A 12311-nucleotide genomic window follows, 5' to 3' on the forward strand; every position below is an offset into this window, starting at 1 on the left:
CCGGATCGCCCTATGCACTTACCGCACGGCCCGCGCGCCTGGATGGAGGCACACTGCCCGTCACTCGACGGGCAGTTTCTTTTCCTGGACCCGTTGTGGTGGGACACGCATTTGCTCAGCGGCGGTGCGGTCGAGGTGCTGCTCGAGGCTGCGGCAGCGATCGAGGAGTCACGCTTCGATGAGTTCCTCGGCGAGATTCGAGCCGCCGGCGGCTGGCCCCCGGGCCTCGAGCGCCTCGCGCACTCCCTGTCGAGCCTCGGCGGCGGTCAAGACGAAGGAGCGGTTTGAGGACTGTCGACTACCGCCTGCTCGATCTCGGCGCCGCGCGCATCGCGGTGACTTCGCAGATACCGGCCTTTCAGGCACAACTGGATTTCATCTACGGACATCGCGATGAAGCCCCCGTCGACGGCTTCGCCGATGTTCGGGTGGCGTTGCGACCCGGGTCGCGGTGGCACGTATGGGGGCGGCAGGTGGACCTGTGGTCGGAGGGCCTTCGCCCCTTCGAGCCCTACCCGCTGCACTCTGCGTTGCCGCTGTTCGAATGGGGAAGCAACTGGCTGCTCGCGCAGCGCCTGAACGCCTACCTGCTGCTTCACGCCGGCGTGCTGGCGCGCGGGGACCACGCGCTGATCCTGCCGGCCGCACCCGGCTCCGGCAAGAGCACGCTGACCTGCGCGCTTCATCTCGCCGGCTGGCGCTTTCTCTCCGACGAGTTCGGCGTGGTCGATCCCGAGTCCGGGCACGTGCACCCGCTGCTGAAGCCCGCCGCGCTGAAGAATCGCTCGATCGATGTCATCGGGAGCCTCCCCGGAACCGTGCTCGGTCCGATATTCCCGAAAACGCGCAAAGGCGATGTGTCGCACTTCGTACCGAGCAAAGCCAGCGTAGCCGACCGCCATCGAACCGCGACACCGAGGCTGGTGATCTTCCCGCGCTTTCGCGACGGCGCGCCACTGCGCTCCACGCCGCTGTCCACCGCCGAGACCGCGATGCGACTGGGCCTCAACAGTTTCAACTACCGCAGCCTCGGCCCGGTCGGTTTTCACGCTGTCGCACGGCTCGCTCGATCGGTAAAAGCCTGCGAACTCGAATACGGGGACCTCGGCGCCGCCATCGACCACATCGAACATTTGTTCGTGGGGTTCGCGTGAGACCGCAGTTGCGGGCCGAACTCGAGCTATTGCTTCGGGGGACGCGCGAACCCCTGTGTATCGACACGGCCCAGTGGGACCGCGTGCTCCGCCTCGCCCGCATGACCGGCCTCCATGGCCGCTTGGCCGCCGCCAACGAGGGCAACCACAGCGTGCCCGAACCGGTGCGCCGACATCTGGTGTCGGCCAGCAGGATCGCCGCATTCAACGCTCGCATGCTGCTCGGCGAGCTCGACGCGCTCGCGTCGGTGTTGCGCGACGCCGCCTTTCCGGTCATCGCGCTCAAAGGCGGCGCCTATGCGCTGCAGGGCGGGCGGATGGCAAACGGTCGTTTTGCCTCGGACGTGGATCTTCTCGTGCCGAACGCGCATCTGCGACCGGTGGAGCAGCGTCTGCGCGCCGCGGGTTGGGTCGCAGCGCCGCTCGACGCCTATGACGAGCGCTATTACCGCGACTGGAGCCACGAAACGCCGCCGATGCGTTTTCCCGGCCGGGTGCTGGAGCTGGACCTGCATCACGCGATCACTCCGGTAACCGGCACCCTCGGTTTCGACGCCCGCCCGCTGTTCGACGCGAGCGTGCCGGTTCCGGGCTCGGCGTTCCGGGTCCTGAGCCCCGAAGATCAAGTGCTGCACGCGTGCGTGCACTGCTTTCACGACGGCGATCTCGCGTTGCGGGTGCGCGAAATCGTCGACATCGACGCGTTGTTGCGTTGCTTTCTTCGCCGGGAAGGTTTCGCCGAGCGTCTCGTCGCCCGCGCAGGCCAACTGGGGCTGCGGCGACCGCTCTGGTACGGACTGCGCTTCGCCGGCGCGTGGCTCGGCACGCCGACCGCGCAGGGAATGCTCGAACGAATCGGCTCCCCCGGTGCCATTTCCCGGCGTCTGATGGAATGGTCGGCTCCGCACGCGATGCTGCCGTCGGACCCGGACTTTCCACCGCCGACCGCCGTTCGTCTCGCTCGGACGGCGATGCTGGCGCGCTATCACCGGCTTCGCATGCCGCTGCCGATGCTGGTCCCGCATCTCGCGCGAAAGACGGCATTGAGGATGCGGGCGCGCCTGCTGCGGCCGGCCGAAGAGCCGTCACGAAAAGGCCAGCCGTGAATCGGCCGGTTTCGTGACACGGGCGACCGCCCCTGCTGCCTTGATCGAATAATCGACGACGCTACATGCGCCTCGGGAGCGTGATGCCGCCCGCGGAAAACCGGCGCAACCGCGCGGCTAGCCCCAATACGCGCCGCCGGCCGCCCGACAACGCGCGATTACCCCTGCTGCGTCGCGCCCGCGCTCTTCAGTACTTCCTGCAGCTCGCCGTTCTCGTACATCTCGCGCATGATGTCGCAGCCGCCGACAAACTCACCGTTGACGTACAGCTGAGGAATCGTCGGCCAGTTCGCGAACTCCTTGATGCCGCTGCGGATTTCGTCGTGCTCGAGGACGTTCACCGAAAAGAACTTCGGCACGCCACTGTGCTTGAGAATCTGCACTGCGGTCGAGGAAAATCCGCACTGCGGAAATTGCGGGGTTCCCTTCATGTACAGCACGACGGGGTTGCTGGTGACCTGGCTGCGGATGATTTCCTGAACGTCCATGTTCTGCGCCTCAAAAGTTGAGTGATTCAGTCGGGAAATTTTAGGGACAGGCCAAACGGCCGTCAATAGTCGCGTCCGGGCGCCGCGCCGCGGTCACCCGCGTCCCGACCGCGTCCCAGCCACCGGCCGCCCGACACGCGCTCGATGCCTGAAAGATCCTTCCACGAGCCGATCGCGGAAAAGCCCGCGTCGGTCAGCAGGCCGCGCACCGGCGCGGCTTGGTCGTAGCCGTGCTCCATGAACAGCCAGCCGCCCGGTTCGAGATGGCGCGGCGCTTCGGCCGCAATCGCGGCAAGGTCGTCGAGTCCATCGGGGCCGGCAGCGAGCGCAACGCTCGGTTCGAAGCGGACGTCGCCTTCGTCGAGATGCGGATCCGCGGCCGCGACATAAGGCGGATTCGCGACGATCAGCTGATAGCGGTCTTCGCCGAGCGACGAGAACCAGTCGCCGAGCACGAAGGACACGCTCGCCTTCAGGCGCGCGGCGTTCGCCATCGCCACCCACAATGCCTCGCGCGAACGGTCGACGGCGGTGACATCGGCCTCGGGCAGTTCGAGGGCGAGGCTCACCGCGAGCGCGCCGCTGCCAGTGCCGAGATCGAGCACACGGGTGTGCGCCTTGTCGCCGAAATGCGCGAGCGCGAGCTCGACGAGCAGCTCGGTGTCGGGCCGCGGAATCAGCACCGCGGGCGTGACGAGGAAACTGCGGCCGAAGAATTCGCGCTCTCCGACGAGATACGCGACCGGCTCGCCCGCTTCGCGCCGCTCGACGAGCGCCTGGAACTCCGCCCACTCCGGCGCTTCGAGCCGTGCCTCGGGATAGGCCGCGAGCCGTACCGCGGAACATTTGAGGACATGTCGGAGCAGGATCCGCGCATCGACCGCGTCGATGCGCTTTCGCGACCAGCTCAGCGCGCCGGTGATGTCGGGGGCGAGTTCCGTCTGCGGCATCTCAGTCGCCCGCGAGCGCCGCGAGCAGGTCGGACTGGTGCTCCTGCGTCAGCGCGTCGATGAGCTCATCGAGCTCGCCGTCCATGACCATGTCGAGCTTGTACAGCGTCAGGTTGATGCGATGGTCGGTGATGCGCCCCTGCGGGAAATTGTAGGTGCGGATGCGCTCGGACCGGTCGCCGCTGCCGACGAGGCTCTTTCGCGTCGCCGCCTCGCGCGCCTGCTGCTCGCGCAATTGCGCGTCGTGGATGCGCGCGGCGAGCACCGACATCGCCTGCGCACGGTTGCGGTGCTGGGAGCGGTCGTCCTGGCATTCGACAACGATGCCGGTCAGCAGGTGCGTGATCCTCACCGCCGAGTCGGTCTTGTTGATGTGCTGGCCCCCTGCACCGCTCGCGCGAAAAGTGTCGATGCGCAGATCGGCCGGGTTGATGCTCACCTCTTCGACCTCGTCCGCCTCCGGCATCACGGCGACGGTGCACGCGGAGGTGTGGATGCGCCCTTGAGTTTCGGTGACCGGGACGCGCTGCACGCGGTGCCCGCCGGACTCGAACTTGAGTTTCGAGTACGCCTCCGAGCCGACGACGCGGGCGATGACTTCCTTGTAACCGCCGAGATCGGACGGATTAGACGACACGATCTCGACCTTCCAGCGCTGACGCTCGGCGTAGCGAGCGTACATCCGCAGCAGGTCGCCGGCGAACAGCGCCGCCTCGTCCCCGCCAGTGCCCGCGCGGATTTCAAGGTACAGGTTGCGCGCGTCGCTCGGATCCCGCGGGAGCAGCGCGCGCTGCAACTCGCTTTCGAGTTGCGCGAGGCGCGCGTCGCCGGCTTCGAGCTCGCTCTCGGCGAGCTCGCGCATCTCGGGGTCGGCCAGCATCTCGCGCGCACTCTCGCGGTCCGCCTCGGCCCGGCGAAAATCGTCGTACAGCGCGACGACCGGCTCGATCTCCGCCCGCTCGCGTCCGAGCGCCCGAAAAGCGCCCATGTCGCGCGCAGCGCCCTCCGCCGCGAACTCCCGGTCGAGTTCGGCGAGACGACGAGTCAATAGTTCGAGCTTTTCGCGGATGCTCTGCTTCATGGAAGCTCGTGGTGGAATGAAAGCCGGAAGGCGCCGCCACCGGAGGCAGCGGAATGCCGGTGGGAGGTTAGTGGGAGTTCAGGTTGAACAACTTCTGCACGAGCCGGTTCGCGTCGGCCTGTTGCTCGCCGTCGGACTGGTTCAGAAAACGCGTCGGCCCGTGCATCAGCTTGTTGATCAGGCCGTGACTCAGCGCGTCGAGCACCTTCTGCGGGTCCTCGCCCTTTGCGAGCAGCCTGGCCGCCCGTTCGACCTCCGCGGCGCGCAACGATTCGGCATGGTGTCGCAATGCGCGGATCGTCGGCACCGCGTCACGCGAGTGCATCCAGTGCAGGAAGCCGTCGACGCGCGAGTCGATGATCTCCTCGGCCTCGATCACGGCCTGCTGGCGCGACTCGATTCCGGCATCGACGACCTGCGCGAGATCATCGACCGTATAGAGGAACACGTCGTCGAGTCCGCCAACTTCCGCCTCGATGTCGCGCGGCACCGCGAGGTCCACCATCACGACCGGCTTGTGCCGCCGCGCCTTCACCGCGCGCTCGACCATGCCGAGGCCGACGATCGGCAACGGACTCGCGGTACAGGAAACGACGATATCGAACCGCGGCAGCATCTCGCCGATTACGTCCAGGCGCATCACTTCGGCGCCGAAACGGCTCGCGAGCACCTGCGCGCGCTCCTCGGTCCGGTTGGCCACCGCGATCTGCTTGGGATTGGCGCCCGCGAAATGCGCGGCACACAGTTCGATCATCTCGCCGGCGCCGATGAACAGCACCCGCTGGTCGGAAATGCGCTCGAAGATACGCTCCGACAGATGCACCGCGGCGGCGGCCATCGACACCGTATTCGCACCGATCGCGGTCGTCGAACGGACCTCTTTCGCGACGGCGAAGGTGTTCTGGAACAGCTTGTGTAAAAGCGTTCCCATCGTGCCCGCCTCTTCGGCGCGCTTCACCGCGTCCTTGACCTGACCAAGGATCTGCGGCTCGCCCAGCACCATCGAATCGAGGCCGCTGGCGACGCGGAAAACATGCCGGATCGCGTCGCGCTGCGGATAGGTGTACAGATAGGGCGACACATCGGCGAGCGGCAGCCGGTGGAAACGGGCCAGCCAGTCGGCCGCGAGTTGAGGCTGCTCGGTCGCGAAATACAGCTCGGTACGGTTACAGGTGGACAGGATCGCGGCTTCGCGGACTCGTTGCGCATCCGTCAGGTCGTGCAGCGCGTCATCCAGCCGCTCAGGCTGAAACGCCACGCGCTCGCGGATGTCGAGCGGCGCAGTGTGGTGGTTCAAACCGAGGGCGTAGAGTTGCATTCGCGTGCAGCATTGGGACCGAGGCGCAAATTATAACACTGCGTGAAACCCGTAAAGATTGCGCAAAATCAGGCGGTTCTGTTGCATTTTCGGCAATTTGCGGCGCCGCTCTCGCCACTTTGGCGATCGACCGGGGGATTTGTGCCTGCATCGCCGGGCACGAGGCTTGCGATCGGAGCCGGTCGCCGCGCCGCGGCTCGAAGGAGAAAGAGACGCGATGGACCGCCTAGACCGATGCACATCCGGCCGCTCGCGCGCGGCGTGGATCGCAGCCGCCCTCGCGGGCACCGCCTTGCTGACCTGGACGAGCGGACGGCGCGCGGAGAAACGCCATCCGCCGACCGGACGCTTCGTCAACGTAGACGGTCGGCGGCTCCACTACCTCGAAGCGGGAACGGGCTCGCCGGTCGTGTTGCTGCATGGAAATGGCGCGTCCGCTGCCGATTTCGTCGGCTGCGGCCTGTTCGAGCGGCTCACCGCACGCCACCGCGTGATTGCGTTCGACCGCCCCGGCTTCGGACACTCGGAGCGACCGTCCGGCAGCGGCATGTGGCCCGCCGAACGTCAGGCGGCACTGCTCGCGCGAGCGCTGCGGCGCCTAGACGCCGCGGACGCGGTCGTCGTCGGACACTCCCTCGGCACGCAGATCGCGCTCGCCCTCGCTTTCGAGCCGGATGTCCAAGTTCGCGGCCTCGTGCTCGTGTCCGGCTATGACTACCCGACGCTGCGCCTCGATGCCCCGCTGCTCGCCACACCGCGGCTGCCGGTCATCGGTGCCGCGATGCGCTACACGGTGTCCGCGGTTCTCGCGCGCGCGATCCTGCCCGCGATGCGGCGGTTGATGTTTCACCCGCGGCCGGTCGCCCCCGAATTCGGCGCCGCGGTGCCCGAATCGATGATCGTGCGTCCGTGGCAACTGCGCGCGAGCGCCGAGGAGAGCTGGCTGATGCGCGGCAACGCCAAGCGGCTCGCGCCCCGCTACCGGACGCTCACGCTGCCGGTCGAGATCTTCGCCGGCGCCGCCGACCGAGTTGTCCGGCAGGCGAGCCAGTCGCCGAGGCTGCACGACGAACTGCCGCATAGCACGCTGCATCTGCTACCCGGCGAAGGACACATGCTGCACTACGCCGCACCGGACGCGATCGCCCGCGCGATTGATCGCATCGCCGCCGCGGAGATCCCAAGCGCACAATCTGCGCACTCGTACGGCAAATTCCGCGCGATCGAGCCGGTCGCCGGCAAGACCTGAAGCGACCGGACGCGCCGGCGCGGTAGTGCGTCCGCGCGCCGACCCCCTGCCCCCTCGCGGCACCGATGCCGGAAAGCACGAAGCCCAGCCGTTTCGGGCTGGGCTTCGCAGGAAATTCCTTGGTGGCCAGGGGCGGAATCGAACCGTCGACACGCGGATTTTCAGTCCGCTGCTCTACCAACTGAGCTACCTGGCCGGGAAAGCGCGCATTATAGCGGGATTCACGCGGCAGTCAAACGTCTTCGCGAGATTCGGCGGTTAGTGTTGAATCTTCGGCGTTTCAGAACGCCTCGGCGGCGCTCAGGTCACCGGAAACGAGTCGACGAAGGGCGGTGCCGGCGGGGTCGGGAGCTGGCCGCGAGGGAACAGGACCTGCGCGAGCGAGCCCTGTCCGGAGGGATTCGGCGTCAGGGCGACGGTGGCACGGTGCAACTCGGCGATCTCGCGGACGATCGGGAGCCCGAGCCCCGAGCCGTCGACGCCGCTGCCGAGAACGCGGTAGAAGCGCTCGAACACCCGCTCGCGGTCCGCCTCGGGAATGCCGATGCCGGTGTCTTCGACCTCGAACACGATCGCGCCGGCGACGCGGGTGCGCGCCGTCACGCGGCCATGGTCGGGCGTGTATTTGATCGCGTTGTCGATCAGGTTCTTGATCATCTCGCGCAGCAGCACCGGGTTGCCTTCGATCAGCAGCGGATGGCCGCAAGGCTCGATGCCGAGGTCGATGCCTTTCGCCTGCGCGCGCGGGAACAGTTCGAGCGCGACGTCGCGGACGATCGTTTCGAGGTCGACCTGCTCGACCGCGTAGAGCTTTTCGAAGCTCGCCTCGGCGCGCGCGAGCGACAGCAACTGGTTGATCAGATGGCTCGCGCGATCGGTGCTGTCGGCGATGCGCTGTAGGGATTCACGCAACTGCGCCGGATCGGTCTCGAGCAGCGCGAGGTCGGTCTGCATCTTGAGCCCGGTCAGCGGCGTCCGCATCTGGTGCGCGGCGTCGGCGATGAAGCGCTGCTGCGCCTGCAGGTTCTCTTCGAGCCGCGCCATCATGTCGTTGAACGCGACGACCAGCGGACGCACTTCTTCGGGCACGCTCGCGGCGGCGATCGGTGAAAGGTCGGTCGGCCGGCGACGCCGGATGAGGCTCTGCAGCCGCTTCAGCGGCGCGATGCCGCGCGTCAGGCCGACCCACACCAGCACGACCGCGATCGGGATGATCGCGAATTGCGGCAGCAGCACGCCGGTGACGACGCGCGACGCGAGATCGCTGCGCTTGTTGCGCGTCTCGGCGACCTGCACGAGCACGAGCGGACTCTCCGGCTCCGGCCACGCGCGCAGGAACTGGTACGCGATGCGCACCTCTTCCCCGTGGATGATGTCGTCGCGATACAGCACCTCTTCGGGAATGAGCGCCGGGGGCGGCGGCACGCGGGAAATCTCGCGATCGCCGGTCACGACCTCGCCGCCCGAATCGGCGACCTGGTAATAGACGGTGTCGTCCTGATCGGCGCGGAACAGGGCGCGCGGGGGCGCCGGGAAATGCACCGCGACCTTGTCCTCCTCGACCGAAACGAGGCGGGCGAGCGCCCGCACGCTGTCGGCCATCGCGCGGTCGTACGGCTCGTTGGCGATGTTGTCGGCGACGTTGTGCGTGACGATGATCGAGATCGGCCACAGGAACAGCAGCGGCGCGAGCATCCAGTCGAGGATCTCGCCGAACAGCGAGTTCGGCTGCGACGGCGGTCGATTTCCCGCCGCCGTCTTCTCAGGCTTTCGCCGCCTGCTCGGCATCAGGATTTTCGAGGCAGTAACCGAGACCTCGCACCGTCACGATGCGCACGCCGCTCGCTTCGAGTTTCTTTCGCAGGCGGTGGATATAGACTTCGATCGCGTTGCTCGACACTTCATCGCCCCAGCCGCACAGGTGGTCGACCAACTGGTCCTTGCTGACGAGGCGGCCGACACGCAGCACGAAGACTTCGAGGAGGCCGATTTCCCTCGCGGACAGTTCGACGACCTGGCCGTTGATCTTGACGACACGATCAGCCTGGTCATACGAGAGGCAGCCGACTTCGATGCAGCGCGGCTGGCCCGTGCCCCGCCGCGTCAGCGCCCGCACGCGGGCTTCGAGCTCGGGCAGCGCGAACGGCTTCGTCAGGTAGTCGTCGGCGCCCGCGTCGAGCCCGCGCACCCGTTCCTCGACGCCGTCCTGGGCAGTGAGGATCAGTACCGGCACCGTCGATTTGCGCGCGCGCAGGCGCTTCAGGACTTCGATGCCGGGCAGTTTCGGCAAGCCGAGGTCGAGGATCAGCAGATCGTATGTCTGCGATGCGAGCGCGGTGTCCGCCTCGGCGCCCGACATCACGTGATCGACCGCAAAGCCGCCACGGCGCAGCGCCCTGCCGAGGCCATCGGCGATGACCGGGTCGTCTTCAGCCAGAAGAATCCGCATGGGAATAAGGATGTAAGTTGAATGTAAGCGGATACGGCTAGATTGGCGCCCGCTGTTCTCCTATTACTCGGTCTCAGGGAATGCCTGCCGTTTTTGCGGCGACGTTCCGGGGAGCATCGGTTCGCGCAACCGGTGCTCCCTGCCGCTTTTTTCCCAAGTCCATTCGATTATCCCACGCTCGCCTTGCGGCGCGGCGGAAAGAATTCGCGCGTACAAATGCGAACGGCCCCGCCGCAGCGGAGCCGTTCGCATCGCTGACTCCGGACCGCGAGGCCCGGAGACGACAGCCTAGACGGGCATTACATGCCCATGTCCATGCCGCCCATGCCACCCATACCGCCCATGCCACCCATACCGCCCATGCCACCCATGCCCGGCTTTTCTTCGGCCAGCTCGCCGACCATGCAGTCGGTGGTCAGCATCAGGCCGGCGACGGACGCGGCGTTCTGCAGCGCGGTGCGCTCGACCTTGGTCGGATCCAGCACGCCCATCTCGACCAGATCGCCGTACTGGCCGGTCGCGGCGTTGTAGCCGAAGTTGCCCGAACCTTCGACGACGCGATTGACGACGACCGACGGCTCGTCACCGGCGTTCGCGACGATCTCGCGCAGCGGCTGCTCGAGGGCGCGCAGCACGATCTTGATGCCGGCGTCCTGGTCGTGGTTGTCGCCCTTCAGCTCGCCGAGGCTCGCGCGGGCACGCAGCAGCGCAACGCCGCCGCCCGGGACGATGCCCTCTTCGACCGCGGCACGGGTCGCGTGCAGCGCGTCTTCGACGCGGGCCTTCTTCTCCTTCATCTCGACTTCGGTCGCAGCGCCGACCTTGATCACGGCGACACCGCCGGCCAGCTTCGCGACACGCTCCTGCAGCTTCTCGCGGTCGTAGTCGGACGTGGCTTCCTCGATCTGCGCGCGGATCTGCTTGACGCGGCCTTCGATGCGCGAGGCTTCACCGGCGCCGTCGATGATGATCGTGTTTTCCTTGCCGATTTCGATGCGCGCGGCCTGGCCGAGCTCGGCCAGCGTCGCCTTCTCGAGGGTCAGACCGACCTCCTCGGCGATGACCTGACCGCCGGTCAGCACGGCGATGTCTTCGAGCATCGCCTTGCGACGGTCGCCGAAGCCCGGCGCCTTCACGGAGCAGGTCTTCAGGATGCCGCGGATGTTGTTGACGACCAGGGTCGCGAGCGCTTCGCCTTCGACGTCTTCGGCGATGATCAGCAGCGGACGGCCGGCCTTCGCGACTTGCTCGAGCACCGGCAGCAGGTCACGGATGTTCGAGATCTTCTTGTCGAACAGCAGGACGAACGGGTTCTCGAGGACGGCAACCTGTTTGTCCGGGTTGTTGATGAAGTACGGCGACAGGTAGCCGCGGTCGAACTGCATGCCCTCGACGACGTCGAGTTCGTTGTTCAGCGACTTGCCGTCTTCGACGGTGATGACGCCTTCCTTGCCGACCTTGTCCATCGCGCGCGCGATGATGTCGCCGATGTCGGCGTCGGAGTTCGCGGAGATCGAGCCGACTTGGGCGATTTCCTTGTTGGTCGAGCAGGGCTTCGACAGCTTCTTCAACTCGTCGGTGACGGCGACGACGGCCTTGTCGATGCCGCGCTTGAGGTCCATCGGGTTCATACCGGCGGCGACGAACTTCATGCCTTCGCGGACGATCGACTGCGCCAGAACGGTCGCGGTCGTCGTGCCGTCACCGGCGATGTCGGAGGTCTTCGACGCGACTTCCTTGACCATCTGCGCGCCCATGTTCTCGAACTTGTCCTTCAGTTCGATTTCCTTCGCGACGGACACGCCGTCCTTGGTCACCGTCGGGGCGCCGAACGAGCGCTCGAGCACGACGTTGCGGCCCTTCGGGCCGAGCGTGACCTTGACCGCGTTCGCGAGGATGTTGACGCCGGCGACCATGCGGTCGCGGGCGGAATCACCGAATTTGACTTCTTTGGCTGCCATTCTTTAAAGCTCCTTGAATTCGTTGGACGGGTCGGGCCGGGCGATCAGGCCTCGACGACACCCATGATGTCTTCTTCGCGCATGACGAGCAGTTCGTCGCCTTCGACCTTCACGGTCTGGCCGGCATACTTGCCGAACAGCACCTTGTCGCCGACCTTGACTGCCATCGGACGAACCTTGCCGTCGTCGAGGATCTTGCCGTTGCCGACGGCGAGCACTTCGCCCTGGTCGGGCTTCTCGCCGGCCGAGTCGGGGATGACGATGCCACTGGCGGTCTTGCGCTCGGCTTCGAGGCGCTTGACGATCACGCGATCATGCAAGGGACGAATTTTCATCGAGGTCACTCCTTTTGTTCGAATTCAACGTATGGCGGGCCTGACCCGCCCTGAATTTCGGTATGGCGGGGGAACTTGCCCCGGGGGCCGTTAGCACTCACTGCCAACGAGTGCTAATAATAGGGACGCCCCCCCGCGAATTCAAGAGCGCGAAATAGAGATTTCGGGAATGGCTGAAGCCGCGTCGGCAACGCGGCGCAGCATCCAGGCACCGGATGGC

Annotated in this window: 12 protein-coding genes and 1 tRNA gene; 4 read left to right on the forward strand and 9 right to left on the reverse strand. The window is 66.6% G+C overall.

Going from position 1 to position 12311, the window contains the following annotated elements; translation table 11 throughout:
• Positions 1-12 precede the first annotated feature (12 nt).
• Genes ROZ37_RS00655 through ROZ37_RS00665 form a run of 3 tightly spaced genes read left to right on the forward strand, consistent with a single transcriptional unit; the run spans position 13 to position 2260 of the window.
• On the forward strand, positions 13-288 hold the full coding sequence (locus ROZ37_RS00655; protein WP_312656660.1) for a hypothetical protein: 276 nt from the start codon (positions 13-15) through the stop codon (positions 286-288).
• A complete protein-coding gene (locus ROZ37_RS00660) occupies positions 285-1154 on the forward strand; it encodes an HprK-related kinase A (RefSeq protein WP_312656661.1) in 870 nt (289 codons plus the stop codon). Before ROZ37_RS00655 ends, ROZ37_RS00660 begins: the two co-directional genes overlap by 4 nt.
• On the forward strand, positions 1151-2260 hold the full coding sequence (locus tag ROZ37_RS00665; protein ID WP_312656663.1) for a nucleotidyltransferase family protein: 1110 nt from the start codon (positions 1151-1153) through the stop codon (positions 2258-2260). The genes ROZ37_RS00660 and ROZ37_RS00665 overlap by 4 nt, the downstream gene beginning before the upstream one ends.
• Positions 2261-2418: 158 nt before the next feature.
• Here ROZ37_RS00665 and grxD read toward each other — a convergent pair whose 3' ends face one another.
• From grxD to hemA, 4 genes are all read right to left on the reverse strand, one after another.
• The gene (grxD, locus tag ROZ37_RS00670; RefSeq protein ID WP_312656665.1) at positions 2419-2748 is read right to left on the reverse strand and encodes a Grx4 family monothiol glutaredoxin; all 330 of its coding nucleotides are present in this window, start codon (positions 2746-2748) and stop codon (positions 2419-2421) included.
• A 62-nt stretch (positions 2749-2810) separates the two neighbouring features.
• On the reverse strand, positions 2811-3698 hold the full coding sequence (prmC, locus tag ROZ37_RS00675; RefSeq protein ID WP_312656667.1) for a peptide chain release factor N(5)-glutamine methyltransferase: 888 nt from the start codon (positions 3696-3698) through the stop codon (positions 2811-2813).
• Position 3699: 1 nt separating this feature from the next.
• A complete protein-coding gene (gene prfA / locus ROZ37_RS00680) occupies positions 3700-4779 on the reverse strand; it encodes a peptide chain release factor 1 (RefSeq protein WP_312656669.1) in 1080 nt (359 codons plus the stop codon).
• A 67-nt stretch (positions 4780-4846) separates the two neighbouring features.
• Positions 4847-6097 (reverse strand): glutamyl-tRNA reductase, encoded by a 1251-nt coding sequence (gene hemA / locus ROZ37_RS00685; RefSeq protein ID WP_312656670.1) that lies wholly within the window; start codon positions 6095-6097, stop codon positions 4847-4849.
• A gap of 217 nt (positions 6098-6314) precedes the next feature.
• Here hemA and ROZ37_RS00690 point away from each other — a divergent pair, with 217 nt between their 5' ends.
• A complete protein-coding gene (locus ROZ37_RS00690) occupies positions 6315-7346 on the forward strand; it encodes an alpha/beta hydrolase (RefSeq protein ID WP_312656671.1) in 1032 nt (343 codons plus the stop codon).
• A 120-nt stretch (positions 7347-7466) separates the two neighbouring features.
• Here the strand turns inward: ROZ37_RS00690 and ROZ37_RS00695 are convergent.
• The 5 genes from ROZ37_RS00695 to groES all read right to left on the reverse strand — a co-directional run bounded on the left by ROZ37_RS00695 (position 7467) and on the right by groES (position 12091).
• Positions 7467-7542, reverse strand: a tRNA-Phe gene (locus tag ROZ37_RS00695).
• A gap of 104 nt (positions 7543-7646) precedes the next feature.
• Positions 7647-9134: a sensor histidine kinase N-terminal domain-containing protein gene (locus tag ROZ37_RS00700; protein WP_312656673.1), complete on the reverse strand. Its 1488-nt coding sequence runs from the start codon at positions 9132-9134 to the stop codon at positions 7647-7649.
• Positions 9109-9795 (reverse strand): response regulator transcription factor, encoded by a 687-nt coding sequence (locus tag ROZ37_RS00705; RefSeq protein ID WP_312656674.1) that lies wholly within the window; start codon positions 9793-9795, stop codon positions 9109-9111. The genes ROZ37_RS00700 and ROZ37_RS00705 overlap by 26 nt, the downstream gene beginning before the upstream one ends.
• Before the next feature lie 299 nt (positions 9796-10094).
• Positions 10095-11756, reverse strand: coding sequence for a chaperonin GroEL (groL, locus tag ROZ37_RS00710; protein ID WP_312656675.1), 1662 nt, complete (start codon positions 11754-11756; stop codon positions 10095-10097).
• Positions 11757-11800: 44 nt separating this feature from the next.
• Positions 11801-12091: a co-chaperone GroES gene (gene groES / locus ROZ37_RS00715; protein WP_004311482.1), complete on the reverse strand. Its 291-nt coding sequence runs from the start codon at positions 12089-12091 to the stop codon at positions 11801-11803.
• Positions 12092-12311 lie beyond the last annotated feature (220 nt).

It is taken from the genome of Aromatoleum sp. (assembly GCF_032027225.1).
Lineage (GTDB): Bacteria > Pseudomonadota > Gammaproteobacteria > Burkholderiales > Rhodocyclaceae > Aromatoleum.